The organism is Vibrio sp. L85 (genome assembly GCF_963871815.1).
GTDB classification, from domain to species: domain Bacteria; phylum Pseudomonadota; class Gammaproteobacteria; order Enterobacterales; family Vibrionaceae; genus Vibrio; species Vibrio harveyi.
Window position 1 is genome coordinate 106753 of sequence record NZ_CAWMYL010000168.1, and the last position, 17774, is coordinate 124526.

16 protein-coding genes are annotated in these 17774 nt (G+C 43.0%); 2 read left to right on the forward strand and 14 right to left on the reverse strand.

The window, feature by feature from the left end; all coding sequences use genetic code 11:
* Nucleotides 1–12 precede the first annotated feature (12 nt).
* Nucleotides 13–843, forward strand: a complete 831-nt coding sequence (locus tag AACR11_RS16635; protein ID WP_173401592.1) for a helix-turn-helix domain-containing protein — start codon at nucleotides 13–15, stop codon at nucleotides 841–843.
* A 17-nt stretch (nucleotides 844–860) separates the two neighbouring features.
* Here the strand turns inward: AACR11_RS16635 and AACR11_RS16640 are convergent, their stop codons facing one another.
* From AACR11_RS16640 to AACR11_RS16670, 7 genes are all read right to left on the reverse strand, one after another.
* Entirely contained in the window at nucleotides 861–1382 is a 522-nt protein-coding gene (locus tag AACR11_RS16640; RefSeq protein ID WP_005444070.1) for a lipocalin family protein, read from the reverse strand.
* Between the two features lie 338 nt (nucleotides 1383–1720).
* Nucleotides 1721–2248, reverse strand: a complete 528-nt coding sequence (locus AACR11_RS16645; protein WP_029790247.1) for a histidine phosphatase family protein — start codon at nucleotides 2246–2248, stop codon at nucleotides 1721–1723.
* Nucleotides 2249–2275: 27 nt separating this feature from the next.
* Entirely contained in the window at nucleotides 2276–2704 is a 429-nt protein-coding gene (locus tag AACR11_RS16650; RefSeq protein ID WP_079324922.1) for a hypothetical protein, read from the reverse strand.
* Entirely contained in the window at nucleotides 2691–3344 is a 654-nt protein-coding gene (locus AACR11_RS16655; RefSeq protein ID WP_029790245.1) for an amino-acid racemase, read from the reverse strand. The genes AACR11_RS16650 and AACR11_RS16655 overlap by 14 nt, the downstream gene beginning before the upstream one ends.
* Nucleotides 3345–3414: 70 nt before the next feature.
* Nucleotides 3415–3660, reverse strand: a complete 246-nt coding sequence (locus AACR11_RS16660) for a hypothetical protein (RefSeq protein ID WP_005444063.1) — start codon at nucleotides 3658–3660, stop codon at nucleotides 3415–3417.
* Nucleotides 3661–3830: 170 nt separating this feature from the next.
* Nucleotides 3831–4373, reverse strand: coding sequence for an adenylate kinase (locus AACR11_RS16665; RefSeq protein WP_029790244.1), 543 nt, complete (start codon nucleotides 4371–4373; stop codon nucleotides 3831–3833).
* 184 nt (nucleotides 4374–4557) lie between these two features.
* Nucleotides 4558–6243 carry an immunoglobulin-like domain-containing protein gene (locus AACR11_RS16670; protein WP_009702818.1) on the reverse strand — a complete coding sequence of 562 codons (1686 nt, stop codon included), beginning with the start codon at nucleotides 6241–6243 and terminating at the stop codon, nucleotides 4558–4560.
* Between the two features lie 375 nt (nucleotides 6244–6618).
* Between AACR11_RS16670 and AACR11_RS16675 the strand changes: the two genes are divergently transcribed.
* A complete protein-coding gene (locus AACR11_RS16675) occupies nucleotides 6619–6999 on the forward strand; it encodes a cystatin domain-containing protein (protein WP_009699049.1) in 381 nt (126 codons plus the stop codon).
* A gap of 88 nt (nucleotides 7000–7087) precedes the next feature.
* Here the strand turns inward: AACR11_RS16675 and AACR11_RS16680 are convergent, their stop codons facing one another.
* The 7 genes from AACR11_RS16680 to AACR11_RS16710 all read right to left on the reverse strand — a co-directional run bounded on the left by AACR11_RS16680 (nucleotide 7088) and on the right by AACR11_RS16710 (nucleotide 17774).
* Nucleotides 7088–10144 (reverse strand): AAA family ATPase, encoded by a 3057-nt coding sequence (locus tag AACR11_RS16680; protein ID WP_029790242.1) that lies wholly within the window; start codon nucleotides 10142–10144, stop codon nucleotides 7088–7090.
* A gap of 9 nt (nucleotides 10145–10153) precedes the next feature.
* Nucleotides 10154–11293: an exonuclease SbcCD subunit D gene (locus AACR11_RS16685; RefSeq protein ID WP_029790241.1), complete on the reverse strand. Its 1140-nt coding sequence runs from the start codon at nucleotides 11291–11293 to the stop codon at nucleotides 10154–10156.
* A gap of 137 nt (nucleotides 11294–11430) precedes the next feature.
* The gene (locus tag AACR11_RS16690; protein WP_005447016.1) at nucleotides 11431–11679 is read right to left on the reverse strand and encodes a hypothetical protein; all 249 of its coding nucleotides are present in this window, start codon (nucleotides 11677–11679) and stop codon (nucleotides 11431–11433) included.
* A gap of 82 nt (nucleotides 11680–11761) precedes the next feature.
* Nucleotides 11762–12136 carry a hypothetical protein gene (locus AACR11_RS16695; protein ID WP_029790240.1) on the reverse strand — a complete coding sequence of 125 codons (375 nt, stop codon included), beginning with the start codon at nucleotides 12134–12136 and terminating at the stop codon, nucleotides 11762–11764.
* A gap of 103 nt (nucleotides 12137–12239) precedes the next feature.
* The gene (locus tag AACR11_RS16700; RefSeq protein WP_005447020.1) at nucleotides 12240–12953 is read right to left on the reverse strand and encodes a GAD-like domain-containing protein; all 714 of its coding nucleotides are present in this window, start codon (nucleotides 12951–12953) and stop codon (nucleotides 12240–12242) included.
* Nucleotides 12954–13177: 224 nt separating this feature from the next.
* Complete coding sequence (locus AACR11_RS16705) at nucleotides 13178–13534, reverse strand: hypothetical protein (RefSeq protein ID WP_005447021.1); 357 nt, start codon at nucleotides 13532–13534, stop codon at nucleotides 13178–13180.
* Nucleotide 13535: 1 nt separating this feature from the next.
* Nucleotides 13536–17774: an RHS repeat-associated core domain-containing protein gene (locus tag AACR11_RS16710; protein ID WP_029790239.1), complete on the reverse strand. Its 4239-nt coding sequence runs from the start codon at nucleotides 17772–17774 to the stop codon at nucleotides 13536–13538.

Genomic DNA, 17774 nt, shown 5'->3' on the forward strand with positions numbered 1-17774 from the left:
ATAGAAGGCGTTATGCTTTACCCATTAACAACATTAAAACCAAAAACATCAAGATTCGGACAAATGGCAATTATTGAAGACAATACTCAGTTTAATGCGGACGCAATTGCCGCGAGTGTAGTTGGCATCGCAGCGGATGTCGGCAAGCATGATTCCGGTATGCACGAACACAAGAAAGGACAATTGCTTTATGCGCCACAAGGCTGCATGACGTTCGCACTCGATAACTCTATTTGTACCTTACCACCAACTAAAGCTGTGTGGATTCCGCCGCATACTTCTCACAGAGCCGTCATGACCAACGTTGTAGCTTACCGTTCACTCTATTTCGATTGCAGTAAATACACCTGCCCTGATGAGATAGTGATGATTGAGGTGAACGATCTTTTAAAAGCACTGATCGACAAAATGGCGTTATGGGAGTGGGATATTGAAGAAACGAAAACTCAGGCAACGAGCGCTTTGTTTTGGGAAGAGTTTTACCAAGCGAAGCAGTTTGAGTTCTCATTGCCCTTGCCTTCTGATCGACGTTTAACAGGGTTTCGTAAGGCAATGACCAAGTGTGATTTTATAGCACCTGAGTTAAACCAACTGTCCCAAACCGTTGGCGCGAGCAGCAAAACCATTACACGCCTATTTAAGGCTGAGACTGGCATGTCTTATCAAGATTGGCGTCAACAATGGCGGCTACTTAAGGCTATTGAGCTCTTATGTGAAGAAAGACAAGTCAGTGATGTTGCCCATTGTTTGGAGTTCTCATCAGACAGCGCATTTATTGCGTTCTTTAAGAAACAAACCGGACAGACACCACTGAGTTTTATGAAGCACAGATCGTTGTTATAAGGCGAGCATTTCGTGTGTTATTTGGTTTGGTCTACGAGAATTAGCTCGTCCAACGCAAAGCCTTTCTCTTTTGCTACTTGTTTGAAACGCTCGACCGTTGCTTTATCGACAGTTGGTGTGCGTGACAGTAGCCATAGGTAGTCGTGATTGAAACCAGAGATAAACGCGTAGTCGTAGTTCTCACCTAGTTCAAATACGATGTAAGACGAATAAAACGGACCGAAGAAAGACACTTTTAAATGCCCTGTGTTTTCACCATCAACGAAATACGCTTTGCCGTCAGCTTGCGTCCATTCTTTATCTTCTTCTGAATAGCCTCGGTTGATAACCGTTACGCCACCATCCTCACGGAGCTCGTATTCAGCCGTCACATTCGATAAACCACGCTCAAAGGAGTGATCAAGACGGGCAATTTCATACCACTTACCTAGATATGGTTGAAGTTCAAAGTTGTTGACCGGCTCCACGCCGTCCGGTTTAGACGTACAGCCAAACAACGTTGCAAGGGATAAAAGTAAAAGTGTTTTGAGAGATTTCATACAGCAACCTGAAATTAAACTAGGGTCTGTTGACCTTTTGCGGTTAAATTTTGTTCGAGATAAAAGCGTTTTAATCGCGGCGAGAGGTTTGTAGCCTAGTTATTCTAAGCAAAATCCTCTCAACAAAGAGTAAAACGCTTTTAGCCGAACCCTTCGGGCAGCGTTTGTGGCTCCTTTCTACTGCGTTATCGGCTTATCAGGTAGGGCAACTACATTTCAAAGCCTCTGCCTCTTTCTTAGTTTATAAAGAAGGAAGAACCCACAAACTGCTGCAAAAATCAGCTCAAAAGGTCAACAGACCCTAATGCCTGATTTTACTATAGAAGATAATAATTCGATCAGAAATTAATGTATCGAAATTCTCCACAGGACAGTCCTACGTCTTGGAAACCTTGTAGTGCTTCAAACACATTAAAGTGGCTCACGACAACAACCTTTTGATATTGGCGGTAACGATCCAGCACCAACTCTGCCCGTGTTTTTAGCTCATCAACATGTTCGTAGCGACTGTCAGTCATTGGAATACCCGCTTTTAACAGCTCTCGGTATTCGAGCCAGCGTCGGTCTCTTTCATTCAATGTAATGTAGCCGCCTTCTTTGTCAGCACGCCACTCTCTCAAGTCATGCTCAACAAACAAAGGCAAACCGCGATGACGATTGAGAATTTCTGCAGTTTGAAGGGCTCTTGTATAAGGAGAGCTGATGATGATTTCAGCATCATTGAAGACTGGATGATTGAGCTTTTCTTGCAGCACGGGCAAATGCTCTCGACAAAGCGGCGCATAGTCCTTCTCAAGCTGAGTCATCTGCCGCTCATCCGCTAACGTAAAATCTGGCACGCCATGCCTTACAAATACAATGTCCATATTGTGGTGCTCGTTCTTGTTAAATTGCTATTGAGAAATTGGAGTCAGTTTTAGATAGGAGTGCACTTCTCCATTTTTGTATTCAATCGCAGAGTGGATGGAAGGTTCACGATTTCCCACAACAGAAAGTTCGTAAGTATTTTCACCTTTGTAGATCGTGATATGAAGTACGCCAGCCTCTAGCTCCCAATGCCCTTTGGTGTGAAGGCGTCCAAACAAGGTGTATTCATCAAGTGAACCATCTGCATGCAAATGTACCTCTGTGATGTAGCCACCCGTGCAGCTCTTGATCCAGCAACGATCACTGACTTCTTCGAAGCGTATTTCTCTTGTGCTTGCCTTCCATTTTGAGAAACGTTCAGACTCAGCAAAAGATGCTTCGATATCGGAATGTTCTTTTATGGGCGCCCCTTCAAGCTCGCGCAAGCAAAGCTGAATCCAACTAGTTATTTGCATGGAATATCCTTAAGGTTTCAATTGCCCTTTTTACGCCTAAACGTGGGCTGCTTAATACTGGAATGTCGACATCAACTAATGATGCAGCACCTGACATCGAAGCTTGTGCCAATACAATTACGTCATAATCACGAGCCTTTTGTTCTATTACCGCTTTTATCTTGTCGTAATAGCCTTGGTTATCTTGGTCGAGAAAACGCTCCCAAGCACCTTCAACCACAAACGTATCTAACTGACGGATACAATTGCCCTCACTTGTCTCAAGTAACGCCAAGCTAGGTTCAATGGTTGTCGATAATGCCGCGAGTAACAACACTCGCTCATGAGTTACAGCTTGGTCACCCATCGCGCGGTCGATACGCTGAACATTGACTCCCTGCTCCGTAAGTGATTCAGCAAAGCGACCAATTGAGGAGCAGGTACAAACCACCAAGTTTGCTTGTTCAGAAAGCTCTCGTACTTTGTCTTGTACGGATTGCTCCACCTTAGATTCTTCCTCTCCGGCAACCAAACGCTCCAACAAGCCAGCATCGGCAAAGTGTGCGACTTTTAAATCAGGAGCGAGCTCTGTCATCAGTTCGGAGAAAGGTGGAATGTGTACGGGTGAAGTATGAAGAAAATATAGGTCGTATGGCTTCATGCTAAGTTGTCGATTTTTAGTTCAATTTCGACAACTTAGCACAAGGCGATGGGAATTAATGCGATCAGAGTTACTGTTGTGCTTCCCAAAGACCAAGAAAGTACTTGCCGTAAACCACTTCAGTTTGCATATGCATAATCAGTAAAAATGCAATCAAAGCTAATATAAAGCGATTGAAATAACGGCTGACTTTGGTACGGATTTTTATATCGAATACACCGATATGAATACCAACATAGGCAAAGGGGTAAACCAACAAAACAGCGAGTAACCAACCTAGGTAGCCGGATATCGCCATTTCTTCGTAGCCGATCATAATACCTCCACAATGAATACGACGGGAACGTTATTGGGGTCTGTTAATCTCTCGAGCTGATTTTTGCAGCGAAAGGTCAACAGACCCTAGTATTCATCATCTAACGGAGGCGGAATGTCAGGATTTACACAGCTGCGAGCCGTTGCCAAAAAGTCACTTAAATAAGTTACTTATCTATTTATAAAATCTTGAGAACCAAGAAAATCTTGTGCCATTTTTGGTGAAGTGATGTGGATGAACTCGATAGGCGAACCTTTTAAGTCATCTTTCAATTTTAAATAACGCTTCCGATTCTTTCGGTAATTCTTAACCGACCACCAAATAATCGAGTCTGTACTCAAAAACGCTTTTCTAAAGCTTTCTCTATTGCCAGTTCCTTCCCAAAACTCTTCTTGAGTCCATGCCCTTTTAATAGCACGAGTTATGGAACGATAAGTGGTGATAGAACGTGAATAATCGAGCCAGATGATGGTATCGACTCTTTGCCATTTGTATGGTTGTGTTCGGCTGTAATTCCCGTCGAGTACCCAAGCGTCTTGTTGAGTTACGCCCACGACTTTATCGAAGAACGTCTCATCATCGAGTTCTTTCCAATCGGGAAGCCAGAACAACCTGTCCATTTCTATGTACGTGACACCTAATTTCATTGCGAGTTGCTTTGAAAACGTCGATTTACCGCTTGCACTGCTGCCTACTACATTGATCCTTTTCATTAAATCCTCCTAGGTGACCGTACCAAATTGACAAAGAGCGACGCATTCCAACTATAGGTAAGTCTGGAAAATGCGGAGGCGGGATATTAATGATTACGCTTTAAAGTTCTAGTGTAGGTTCAATAAGATGTGAAGTTACGCGCATAAAAAAGCCTCCAGTGAAGGAGGCTTGCAAATGAACTAATTACAACTTATCCCATGCGTCTGACCAATAAACGGTTTCACCTGGCGCATAAGAAGGATTTGAACACCACCCCGTGTATGGCCATGGTTTACATTGATACAAGTTGCCATCTGAACCTGTGACAATGTCACCTGCTTCATACGCTTTTCCAGATTCATACGGAGGGTAACTGCTGCCATCAGAAACAATCACAGAGCGTTGAGCTGTCGTAGTTTGATTAGCACTGTCCGTTACGCGGTAAACCAAGTTGTAGACGCCTAGAACGTTCACATCTACACGGCCCTCTACACGAACTTGATCAGTCAAATCACCGTCTTCTGCATCCGTGGCTTTTACACCTGCCATTGGGTCAAATGCATCACCAAGCTGGATAGTTGTATCCGCGACACCTTCAAACTCAGGCACAAGACTGTAAACAACAACCGTTCTGCTTTGCTTGGTTTCATTGTTGTCGCTGTCTTTTACACTGTAAACCAAAACATAAGTGCCAACGGTGTTCACATCAACTGAACCTTCGACAGTAATGCTGTTAGTTAGGTCTCCATCTTCTTTATCAGATGCGGTAACACCTGCATACGGATCAAATGCACTACCGTGATGCACTCGAACATCGTTGATGCCGCTAAACACCGGTTCGCCTTCACTTGGCGGTGGTGGAGTCTGACCGTGGATAAACGGACCGTAATCCTTCACAAATTTTTCACCGTACGCCTGACCATTCTTGTTGGTGCCCATATCCCAGTTAACTGACCATGTCATTACGCCACGAAGTGCCTGCCCTTGCGCTTTAAGTTGGTCAAACGCGTCGTAAAGATCTTGAGGATCTTGAACAAATCCCGTTGCTGCTGCATCAATGTTAGATGGAATACCAAACACCAATTTGTCATGCGGAATTTTATGGAAACCACGTGTACCGTTCGATAGAGAGTCTGAAATGTAGTAAATGAATTCTTGTTTTAGCGCATCATTGTTTTGTGCAATCCAACCCACACCTTCAACCCAGATACCATCACCACCTTGGTTGTAAAATTGAGGGTTGATCCAATCATAGTACCCTTCTAATCCAGTAATATAAGGAACGTATTTGCCACCTTCTGTTAAGTATGGAAACTCAGGCGCCATCGTAATTAGGAAGTTTTTGCCCTGCTGTTGATAGTGTTCTTTTACAAGGCGAAGTGCAGCTGGGATTACTGTTTGGTTGTCTGACGCGGTTACTGCAGATTGCTCTAAATCGATATCCAGACCATCAAAGCCGAACTTATCAGTAAGGCGGATGATCTCTTGTGCGAATGCTTGCTCATCGCCAGTTTTCAGCTCGACGTGCGCATCTGCACCACCAAGCGCAATAAGAACGGCGCGTCCTTGTTGGTTTAGTGCGCTAATTTGATCAATAAATTGTTGTTCTGAAAGACCAATATTTGGATCGAGCTTAAAGGTTGGAATGCGGCCTTCGCTGGTATTGAACACCTTCATGAAGGAGACGTTAACCACATTGTACATTGGGTCAACTTCATCCAGCGTCACACACGGCGCATTACCGCCCTTGTAACCAGCCCCATCGCACCAGTTATGCCAATAACCGACTACAACACCGCCATCTGGATTCACCATTTCATTAGCGGATGCTACGTTTGAAAGACCACTCAAACCCAATGCTACTGCTAGATATAGCGCTTTTTGCTTCATCGTGTTACCTCTCATCCATTTTGCTTTATCACAACAATCATTCAGCACTTTATATTAGTGCCTAATGAATTTTTATTGGATTATATGGCTGTGTTGCGAAAACAGATACACGTGCAAAGTTATGTTTTCCAAGTCTATTTTATAATTGTGATCTTAATTCACGACGCGAAATGAATAGGAAATTAGCGTTCGCTCTTAAGCGTGACTTACTAGCAAAATTAGGCAAAAAGTTAACCAAAATCTATTTTTTGGAGCTCGCTCGCAACGATTTAATCAGGATTTAACCCTGTTCATATAAAAAGTTTGCACAACGTAGACATTGGGCTGGAACGCCAACTTATATAATGCGGGCTTACATAAATAGAGGTTATTTTTATGAAATTAAAAACAGTGTCAGCTTGCGCAATCTTGGTTTTGCTTGTCGGATGTCAGCAAAAAACTCAAGATGAAGCGACACAGTCAACAACCTCGGCAGATGTATGTAATACACAAGGAAATATGCCAGGTGGGTGGAACGAATTCGATGCTACCCCAGACGCTCAAAAGGCAATGGCCTTTGTCCTAAACAAAATGGAAACTCTCGCTTCGTTTAAACAGATCTTGTCCGTTCATGCACAAATTGTGAGTGGTGTGAACTACGCGATAGAGTTTGAATTGAATGACGGATCAGTTTGGAACACGGTTGTTTATCGCAACCTTGATGGTGAATATGCGATTACGCAATCACCGAAAGAAGGTCGCTTCTGCGAACAATAAATGCTTCGAAACTGAGAACCAAAAAGCCCCGCTATTTTACACCGTAATTTAGTGGGGCTTTTTGTTTATTCATATTTTCCAGTACTGATTAAGAATCAAATGCCATCTGAGACTTCACAGAAACTGTAGAACCAAGTCGCGACGGTTCGACATCAATGCGTTGCGCCATTTGCTCTTTCAGCTCGGAAACGTGAGAAATCACGCCAATCATGCGACCCGTTTGTTGTAAGTCGACCAAGGTTTGAATCGCAAGATCCAAAGATTCCGGATCTAAGCTGCCAAAACCTTCATCAATAAACAGCGTATCCAAGCGAATACCGCCACTGTAAGACTGCACAACATCAGATAGACCGAGCGCTAATGCCAACGCTGCCATGAAAGATTCACCACCTGATAACGTCGCAACATCACGCGTTTTACCTGTGTAGCTGTCCTCTACTACCAAATCCAAGCCTCGTCCTGCCGCACCTTTAAAGCCTTCAGTTTTACGAGCCAAGATATAACGACCTTTACTCATCAGACTTAAACGCTGTGACGCTTGAATCAATACATCGTCTAATAACACACCAAGGACAAATCGGTGCAGACTGATGCGGCTACCCGTTTTACCGCTTGCAACGTCATACAAGGTGCCAAACACTTTATATTCGTCTTCTAACTTAGTGTTCTTGTCATGTAACGTCGCGATGTCATTACGGACTTTCTCTAGACGTTCAAACAAAGAGCGCGTGCTATCAAGCTGATTACGCGCTTCAACGTAACTTTGCTGATTGCTGTTTAGCTTAACGTTAAGCCCTTCTAAATCTGGCAACACCAAGTCTTTCAACGTTGAACTTAAATCTGCCAATGTTTGTTCTAACTTGATTTGAGTCAGTTTGAACGCATCAATTTCTTGCTGCCAAACCTGCATCTCGGCTTCATCAGCTTTACATGCTAGGAATTGCGCTTCGTCCTCGAATGCACTCGCCAGCAAAGCCTGGCTCCAATCAGCTTTTGCTGTGCTAAAACGATCGAGTGCTTCATTCAACCACTGTTGATTGGTTGTCAGTTGGCTTTCAATATTGGTCTTCGCCAGCACGGCTTGTTGTAAATGGTTTTGTGCAGACTCGAATGCGGTATTCAACTCCGTAATCTGTTTTTGAATCGCAATAATATCTTGCTCAAGAACTTCAAGAGATGAGTACTTAGCATCTAACGAAGCAGAGAGTTTAACCAGTTGCTCTTGGTTCACTTTTATCGTCGATTCATTCGCTGCCATCTGGTTTTGCAGCTCATTGAGCTTACCTTCCCCAGTAACACAACGCTGGTTTAACTCATTGACGCTTTGTTCCAGCTGAACCAAGTTAATCGATGACAATTGCTGTAGACGTTCATCGAGCTGCTGCATGGACGCTTGCAACGCACCTAAATCCATTGATGCGTTTTGACCAAGCTCAACGGATAGTTGCTCAATCTGCTGCTTGTATTGTCCGATTGCGATATTGTGCTGCTCCAATTGATTGTTCAATTGGTTAAGCGCAACTTGCCCTTCTCGCTCTATATTTCGAGCGTTTTGAACTTGATCCTTAGTGACCTCTTCACCAACAAATTGAGCGGGTTGAGGGTGTTCTACACTACCGCACACCGGACACATTTCACCGGCTTGTAAGCGCTGAGCCAATACAGCGGCTTGAGCATTGTGCCAGCTCAATTCAAGAGTGTCTGCTGAGCGTTGAAGTTCTACGTATCGCGCTTTTGCTTGGTCAACCGAAGCTTGTTTGCTAGGCGTCAATGCATCCAATTTCGCTAGCTCTTGGTTTAAGCCAGTTAGCTTCTGTAGGTCTTGCATCAAACGCTGTTGCTGTTTTATCTCAGCCTCTACACTGCCAATACTTGCAACATCGACTCGAGCTTGATCCAGTGACTTCTGACCTTGTTGCGCCTCTAGCGTTAACTTCTCTTTCAGAGCGATATATTTTTTAAGCGTTGCCTCAAACTCAGATTTTTGCGTCAAACCTGCATTAATGGCTTTCTCTAGCTCTGACTTTTCAACCAACTTTCCTTTCATACCTTCAAGTTGGTATTGCTGCTCTGTCAGTTTTGGCAATTGTGCGGCTTGTTCTTTCGCGGTTTGCAATGCGCCTTCTTTGGATTTTACCGCGTCATTTGCCACAGTAAGATCTTGAGATAGCTTAGCTACTTTTTGCTCAAGTTCTTGCGTTTGCTTGGAGGCGCTTTGTAACGTGACATAAGGCAACTCAACCTTGCTTGCCTTCTTCGCATTGTCTAACTGCAATTGACGTGATGAGACAGCATCGCTCTGTTCCAAATGTTGCTTCAATGCAATTTCGGCTTGCTCGCGCTTTTTAAACTCATTGCTCAGCGCTTCTGCTTTTTGCAGTTCAGTTTTTAGAGCATTTAATTGCGCCAGAGATTCTTGCTCTTGCTTTTGTACAGATTCAAATTGAACAGATAAGGCTTCGCGCTGCTCTGTCAACTCCGCTTCAGAAGAAACACCAGCCACCTGCAGTGCGCCTCGAATTTGGTTATCAAACTCGTCTTTGGCTTTGCTAATGGCACTCGCTTTGTCTTTCAGTGCATATTCAATCTTCTTGTAGATATCCGTTTGGAATAGCTGACCAAAGATCTCTTCCCGCTCTTTGGATGTCGCAAGTAACAACTCTCGAAACTTACCTTGTGGCAACACCATCACTTGGCGGAACTGAGTTTCGTTCAAGCCAATAATATTGGTCACTTCTGTCTTTACTTGCGTTGTTTTGCTAGTGATGAGCTTTTCTTCGTCCGTAATCTCATACAATGCTGCGGTATGCTTACGCACCGTCATGCCCTCACCACGCGCCTTTGGTGCTTCTTGTTCTGGTGAGCGAATCACTCGATAAGACTTACCGTGCAAAGAGAACTCTAACGTCACTTCGGTCAATAACGTTGGCGCTGCCATATCGCAACGCATTTGAATACCTTGGCGCTCGTTACCCGTTGTTTCACCATAAAGAGCAAAACAAATCGCATCGAGAATCGAGGTTTTACCCGAACCAGTAGGACCATTGATAAGAAACAGAGGGTTAGTTCCCAGCTTGTCGAATTCAATCGTTTCTGTTTGAGCAAACGGACCAAAAGCCTGCATTGTCAGTTTAATGGGTTTCATGTTTGGTCCTTACTGAGCTTGCTGAGAAAGTTGTTTGATAATGTCACTGATCGCTTGATCTTGTTCTTGCGATAATTGGCCGTCTTGCGCTTCCGTGAAAAAGTCTCGGAACATATCTATCTCACTTCTCGCCAATTTCGCTTGCGCCATTTCTTGCTCGACACCAATTAACATGCCCGGTTTTTCTAGGTGCAAAACATTCGGGTAAACAGTACGTAGCTTTTCCATTGGGTTCAAGATTGCGTGCTTATCCATCAAACGTACCAACAAGTAGTCTTCGTTTTTCGGATCGGTTTTGCCCTGCTCTATTACTTGATCAAGTTCACCTTCAACGATTCGCATCTCATGAGGTGCAGCAAGGTTAATGTGCTCTGCCGAGACAAACCCGTTTTGGTCAATTTCCACAAGCGTGAAACCTTTCTTCTGGTTTTGTTCACCAAAGCTGTATTTCATCAGTGAACCAGAATAACGAATGTACTCTTCGCCTTTTTTCTGTGGCTGATGCAGATGCCCCAACGCCACATAGTCAAAGTTGAGGAAATGCTCGTGACTGACGCGGTCGGAACCGCCAATCGAAAGTGGACGCTCAGATTCAGACTCAATGGCACCATCGACAAAGCAGTGGCTGACCAACACGTTGCGTTGCTCTGGTTGGAACTGTTCAGCGATTTTCTCAGCAAGTAGCTTGTGCGCTTGGTCGTGGGTCGAAACGGGTTCTTGGTAAGTAAAACGGACTTGCTCAGGGTCGTTATAAGGCATGCCATAAAAAGCCACTTGCCCTGCGCTTTCGGTTTCAATAACAACAGGGGTAAGCATGTCTCCGAAGTTACTGATAATGTGAAGGCCCGCATTTTTCATCTGTTCTGAACCAAATCCCAAGCGCTCTGCACCATCATGGTTACCAGAAATCAAAATCATCGGCGTGTTTAGCTCACCACAGATTCGCTTCACTACTTTGTTAAGTAGCTCAATTGCAATGGTTGGTGGGACAGAACGGTCATAAATATCCCCAGCAACTACCACCGCATCAACAGGGTTGTTTTCAATGTATTGGATTAACTGGTCAAGAACGGCTTGCTGATCGTCAAGTAAAGAGACGTGATGAAACTGTCGGCCAAGATGCCAATCTGAGGTATGGATAAACTTCATTCGAATTCACTTTCTGCCATCAATATGGCGCTATCTTATTATCCCACTAGGATATCGTGAGTTCGTAAGCTTTTCATGTGGTTTGTGGCGTATGCTGAAGTTAAAGTATAAACGAGCTAATTGTGCGTTCTTCAAATCTACCAACCATAAGCATCTGAGATTTGGCGATATAGTTCCTCATACGCATCTTCTTCATTTTGACATTCAGTTACAGACGTAATTCTTCCTTGACTGTTGTATACAACTTGCCAAGAATCATCTCGATTGACCACACACAAACACTCACCATTTTTTAGTCCATCTAGGCTATAGGATTGATGAGGTACTTTTTTCAATTTATCAGCATTCATAACAAAGCGAACTAGTGTAGAGTTTTCATTATTCATTTGCGTTTATATCCTTTGCCTAATTTATTTGCACAAACCCGCTCATTATTTAGGGGGAAAAGACATGCCCTAAGAACTCGGTTTACCTATCTAAAAATTCTACGTCCAACCGCTCGACACAGAGACAAATAAACTGACCATCCAAATATGCATAATCAGACTCTAAAAAATCATCACAAATCTTAAGTCCAGCGTCTATGGTCCCACCGCTTAGTCTACCTAATAGCTTATAAGCATAGGTACTATCGACCCTTGTCATACTAGTTTCGTCTGCACTTTCCTGCTCTGTTAATTCAAAGTCCAACATTTCAAATGCAACGGGATATTCTTGCCCAATATACAATTCATAGGGGCACACCCCGGCAAAACAGGTTAATTCGACACCATTAACTTCAAGCGTAACTTCTTCTTCAATATCTGGGTTTAAGCTAAGAACTCTTGCCTTGTGTGTGATCACTATTCAGCCAAACTGATTGTTTAAAAGATATCTATCTAGATCGATACTGGGTAAACAAAAGAGCCCACAAAGCGTGAGCTTGAGTTTTGCTATGCAGGACGGGTTAATCTCTGTGACTTTTAAGGACATTGCCGACCATTGACGCCATATCGATAATTTCGGCTCCCCCTAAATCCGCCATAACCTGTAAAAATACATGTAGATCTTCTTTGGTCATAGCATCTGCGGACTTCTTGCCCCCCATAAATAGGTAAGGGGTAAACACCATCACTTCTTCTTTACCCACTGGACCATGTTTTTTAATCGCAGACGGAAAGAGAGGTTTTGAACTAACTTCTACGTCTATATATTCTTTATCTTGAAAACCGAAAAAGCTTTGAATTGCAATATTAGCATCGCCTTTAGAAATGTCTTTTGCGTGTCCTTGATTTGTCATTATCCAATTTAAGTGTGTCGCTATATCGAGTGACGCGCCTGTTCGCTCTCCCCACAAATAGAGTTGACCATAGGCGCTTCGAGCGATCACATGGTAGTTGTCATAGTGTGCGAACTCTGTATCGTCGAGAAAAGATTCAAGCACATCTTCAAATTCTGCGGGATTGGTGATCCAGAATAGACCATCGTTAAAGCCAGAGAAACCGACCATTTGCCAGTATTTAAGTAGCTGATCTGGAAGTATGCCTCGATATGCTTCAACTTGTTGGTCAGTCGCCTGAATATGTTCGGTCGGCTCGCCAAACTCTTCTATAAACATTTCAAAATATTCGTCATTCAACTTATTTAATTCCACGTAATGGGCAGCGATCCAGCGAAACATTCATTTGGGTATCTGGTCCTAAAGTTTCGAATGCACGTTGCGCTTGCTCATCCGTCTGAGATAAGCGCGATTTTGTGCGCCACTGAGATCCCCGCCGGATATCGTGAGTTCGTAAGTTTTTCATGTGGTTTGTTTTGGACGCAACTTTAAGAATACAAATTATTTCCCCGAAAGAAGTGGTATCCTGATTATCAAAATTTTCGCCCAGACACTGCTCGATTCAATTACACTCCCTTCCTAATTTCTTCTTTAAGCTGAACTAATGAGTTTACGTTAGCTAACTCCAGATGAAATGAGTAATCCATGTCAACCACTTGGAGAGGTATCATGAGCAGAGTTTTCAATTGAAGAACAAAATCTAGACTATTATCATCAATTCCATCGACAGTTATTGTTTCGAGGTCATCACTCAATCGAACAATGTAACTCTCATTATTTACAGCGTACTCTGCCTCAAAAACAGAGCCAATAAAATTTCCTTCTTTGTCATTTCTAACACCTACTATCTTTCTAATTTGTTGAACAACGGTATCTTTATCAAATTGTTCATTTTCACCAATAAATAGTAATAGTTTACTCATATCATCCCCCTCCTGACTCTTTGATTGATGTCCTAACAACCTTAACATGCCCTGGTATTTTATATTTATCGATTAGTGACTGAAAATAAGGCTTTGCTAGAGGCTCATTAATTCTCACCTCCAACTTGTTAAACGGAACCTCAGAATCCTTTAAAACAGCTTTCAATCGTTCAAATTCATGTGCTTGCTCCTTGCGAATTTTTTCACGCAAAAATGGCGGAATCTTAGAGTCTTCAATAAAAGGACTTCTGCTCTTTTTATCAACAAACTTTGCTTCAAGAATTACAGTTCCTTCATAGCCATCAATGTCTATTGATGTCCCCCCTCCAAAGACTCGATAGTTCCGAGGCCCAGTCTGTTCTATTTCAAACAGATTGGCAGGTCGGTTTGAAGGCGTGACTTTACTATAAAGCCGTGACACATAATCGTCTATATGCGTACTTACATTATCCGCGATATTATTGCCATGACCTTCAATTTTGTCGAGCTCACTGACATACTTAGTCGCCATAGCCCCTTGCCCGACAACAGGAACCATTGCAGAAAGTGACATTCCCGCGTTAACAAAGTCACCAGTTACTCCATACAAAAAAGTATTAACTGCGTCAGGAATAATTCCGACTCCGGGCAGCATACCCGCGGCATCGAGTGCCATATGAACATCGTTAATACTTAAAGCTGAATGATGCGGGGACGAATACGCATGTAGCTTGTAACTAGGTGAAGCTTGAGTAATTGTAGCTTGATAATTCCCCGAGCCCATTGCGTAGTACACCGACTTCTCAGGCGAATTATCGTTGCGCCCCGCTAGAACTGTATGCGACTCCTCTTTTGCACATAAACCCAAAGGATCAACCCACGAGACAGGGTTTGGTGCGAATTGATAGTGGTTAGTTCCACCAAGCAGCCCTAGGGGATCGGGTTGGATAAATCGACCTATTTGAGGATCATAATAGCGTGCTAAATTGTAATGCAGACCAGTCTCAATATCGAAATACTGCCCCTGTAAGCGAAGGTTGTTTTTAACCGTCTCGATTTCAACGTGAGCAAATCCAAAGGTATCGTATGTTGCTTGCCAAACTACCTGCCCTTTAGAGTCCACCAAACGTTCTGGGGTTCCGATTTGATTACATTGGAAAAAATAACACTTGCCGTTTTCAATAAGAGCAAGCGGAACTACGCTGTTTGGTTGATATAGATACCACCGATAACCCGAACGCGAATACTCGCCGACTAGATGACTTCCTTGCCAAATAAACTCGGTGGTTCCATTTTCGCTGATTTGCTTCGTTCTGCGTCCTAGTGCATCATATTCAAATTGACACAACCGCCCTTCAGTCTCGACACTGATTAACTGTCCTTTTGCATCATAAGCACAATGCTGTTCCCACCCATTGCCTTGAGTGCGGATTCTATTGCCTAGCTCATCGTAGTCGTACCTTACGCCGTTATATTCAACCAGCCGATCATAGTCTAGCTGTGCACTTTCATCATTAAAATTACCAAAACTGTCAAAGGAATATGACTTTTCTAAAGTCTGTGTTTTTACTCTTTCTAATTGCCCAAGTTCATCATAACGGTAATGCAACGCCCCCTTTTCACTATCAACGATAAGAGACAATAAATGCTGCGCGTTGTAATGATACTTACGCTCGAAACCAGTCCATATTTGGCGCTTCAAGCGACCTATTCCATCGAACTCTCTTAGCTCTTTTCCCGCGCTATAAGTGATTATCGATAAACGTTGTAATTCATCGTATTCAAACTTAATTGAATCTTCTCTCTCAGAGCCGTTTGAATGAATCGTTAATCCACATACCGTGCCAAATTGGTCATGCTCATATAGCACCTCTGTTCCATCGTCATAGCGTTGAGAACGAAGTAAACCGTTATCTTGGTATTGATTGACGAAAGAAAAGCGTCCCTGCTCCTCACTCACCAATTTCGTGCCAGAATACGTATATGAAATATTAGAGAAACGGTTGTGCGCGCGAGTTAATTTACCACCTAGAGTATGTTGGTAATGGTTCTCTACACTTCGATTTTTGCCACTGGCTTTAACTTTTGCAACCTGTCCAAGCTCATCATATTGAAACGAGATCAGAATAGAGCAATGTGATATTTGACTTAACCTTTCAGCTCGGTCATAGGTGTAATTGGTCTTAATTCGAGCGAAGTTAATTGTCTGGCTTATATGACCGTCAGGTGTGTACTCAAACTCATATTTGCAGCCATCCGAGCGCTCAATGCTCGTCAGGTTTCTTTCCGAATCATAAGAAAAAGAAAAAGCACTCTGATCTTGTTTCACTATCGCTGTTGGCTGGGCTAGATGCCCCCAAACAATATCTATAGAACCTCGTGGCGTGCAGATCTGTTTAACTCGACCAAAATCATCATATTCGTAACGATGCTCTCGAAATGTTTGATCTTTTTTACTTTGAAAATATAAACGGGTAAGTAAGTTGTTTTCGTGTCGCTCAAAACCAGCAATCAAATCATGGGGATAAGAGATACCATTGATACGTTCATATTCGTCATAGCTATAACGAACCAAACACTGGTTTACTTTCTTTGCTAGCAGCTGGTTTGCCTCACTCCACCACCATTGAGTACGAGTTCCAACATCGCTGTTCTGCTCTACTTGTCGACCGTGTTTATCAAACAACGAATGTTCTTTTAGCCCGTTTTTGTATTGGTGCATGACCAACTGACCTAAAGCATTAAACTCTCTTATCTCAACTTCACCGTCAGGAAAACAATGCTTTATACATTGACCAAATTCATTGTATTCAAAATCTTCGATCGCCCCTGAAGAATGCACTTTTTGCTTCATCAAGCCAAACTCATCGTAGAAGTGGAAAGTGTAGCTTTTATCCGGATTAGTCGTGCACGCTAACCTCCCCATAGAATCGTGCTCATATGCCATAAGTCTGGATTCAGGGCTTATGCATTCAAGCAATTTTCCATTTTCATCATGCTTATATTGCCATCGGTTTCCTAACGAGTCCCAGTAAGTTGACTCGTATAACCCGATATCAAACCGATAGTCATAGACGCCTTCATCCCCCCAATTTCGAACACATTTTGCATCTTTTCCTTCACCCAACCATTCAAAATAATGAGAAAAGCCAGTCGCTCGCGTTCGCTTAACCAGTAGGTTCGAGTCGTTGTATTGATACTTTTCTATGAGACCGTTTTCGTTCTTGGCACAGATTAAGCGACTACCTGCATCGTAATCATATTTTGCTAACACGTGGTTTGTTTTGGGGGTTCTGATTTCTACAAGCAATCCATGTTCGTCGTACTGAAGTTCAAGTTTTGGTTTCTGGTTGACACTGACTCCAACCACTCTGTGATTGCGAGAGTATTCAAGGTTCACGGTTTTCATGTGACCCAGACGAACTTCACGTGCGACCCACAACTCGTCTTTCAAATAAAACTTAATTTGAACTTCGTTTCTCAATGACACGAGTCGATAACCATTTTTGTGGAACAGGCAGCTTGCACCAGAATAAGCTTGATAACTAATTCCGCCGATCTCCACACTAGGAAATTGAATCGTGTCTCCTACTTCATCCATAAAAAGCCAACCTACCACGTTAGACTTTTCATCTAATACATCCATTAGCTCGTATTGAAATATATGCCTCCAGCCAAAGCCTAAAGATGTACTCGTATCACAGAGAGAAGAGCGATACGTACGTAACCACGTCAAATGAAAAGGTAATCTAACATCCACTAAAGATAAATGTTCTTCACCTGTCACCATCGACACGGGATCGCCAGCTTTAACATGACGTTTACTGCTTTCATCTTGAGGAGAGAGACTTACAGAACTGCTCGCATTAACACGTTCAGAACGCGACAATACCCTCGCACCTTTTGACACCTTTAGAGCGACAGGTTGTGGAATATTCGTTGGTGGATAGAATGTTTTAGGGAGTAACTTAGGCAGTTCTGATGCAAACAAAACACGATCATATAACCCTTTAGCGAGTAGCTGGTCGAGCTCTTCTATGCCTTTATCTTCATACTCATGAGCAAATGACACTTCTTTACTCGTCCAAGAGGCGATTTCTCTTAGGTCATCCAATGATGCAAAATGAAATTGCTCAATAAAAACCGCTGCACAGTTTTCGGTGCCAAATTCTTTTTCAATACCAACATTTAAACGTTGATGAGAAAAGCAAAATACGGCACCACTTAACGCTTTAAGTTTGACAATCCGTTGTAAGTTCAT

What these genes read in the sequence shown, in the direction of transcription:
- AACR11_RS16670 (WP_009702818.1), bottom strand. Translation starts at nt 6,243, where the DNA reads ATGAAGCAAAAAGCGCTATATCTAGCAGTAGCATTGGGTTTGAGTGGT.
- AACR11_RS16645 (WP_029790247.1), bottom strand. Translation starts at nt 2,248, where the DNA reads ATGGACATTGTATTTGTAAGGCATGGCGTGCCAGATTTTACGTTAGCG.
- AACR11_RS16705 (WP_005447021.1), bottom strand. Translation starts at nt 13,534, where the DNA reads ATGAGTAAACTATTACTATTTATTGGTGAAAATGAACAATTTGATAAA.
- AACR11_RS16635 (WP_173401592.1), top strand. Translation starts at nt 13, where the DNA reads ATGCTTTACCCATTAACAACATTAAAACCAAAAACATCAAGATTCGGA.
- AACR11_RS16700 (WP_005447020.1), bottom strand. Translation starts at nt 12,953, where the DNA reads ATGTTTCGCTGGATCGCTGCCCATTACGTGGAATTAAATAAGTTGAAT.
- AACR11_RS16665 (WP_029790244.1), bottom strand. Translation starts at nt 4,373, where the DNA reads ATGAAAAGGATCAATGTAGTAGGCAGCAGTGCAAGCGGTAAATCGACG.
- AACR11_RS16650 (WP_079324922.1), bottom strand. Translation starts at nt 2,704, where the DNA reads ATGCAAATAACTAGTTGGATTCAGCTTTGCTTGCGCGAGCTTGAAGGG.
- AACR11_RS16710 (WP_029790239.1), bottom strand. Translation starts at nt 17,774, where the DNA reads ATGAACTTACAACGGATTGTCAAACTTAAAGCGTTAAGTGGTGCCGTA.
- AACR11_RS16685 (WP_029790241.1), bottom strand. Translation starts at nt 11,293, where the DNA reads ATGAAGTTTATCCATACCTCAGATTGGCATCTTGGCCGACAGTTTCAT.
- AACR11_RS16640 (WP_005444070.1), bottom strand. Translation starts at nt 1,382, where the DNA reads ATGAAATCTCTCAAAACACTTTTACTTTTATCCCTTGCAACGTTGTTT.
- AACR11_RS16660 (WP_005444063.1), bottom strand. Translation starts at nt 3,660, where the DNA reads ATGATCGGCTACGAAGAAATGGCGATATCCGGCTACCTAGGTTGGTTA.
- AACR11_RS16675 (WP_009699049.1), top strand. Translation starts at nt 6,619, where the DNA reads ATGAAATTAAAAACAGTGTCAGCTTGCGCAATCTTGGTTTTGCTTGTC.
- AACR11_RS16680 (WP_029790242.1), bottom strand. Translation starts at nt 10,144, where the DNA reads ATGAAACCCATTAAACTGACAATGCAGGCTTTTGGTCCGTTTGCTCAA.
- AACR11_RS16655 (WP_029790245.1), bottom strand. Translation starts at nt 3,344, where the DNA reads ATGAAGCCATACGACCTATATTTTCTTCATACTTCACCCGTACACATT.
- AACR11_RS16690 (WP_005447016.1), bottom strand. Translation starts at nt 11,679, where the DNA reads ATGAATAATGAAAACTCTACACTAGTTCGCTTTGTTATGAATGCTGAT.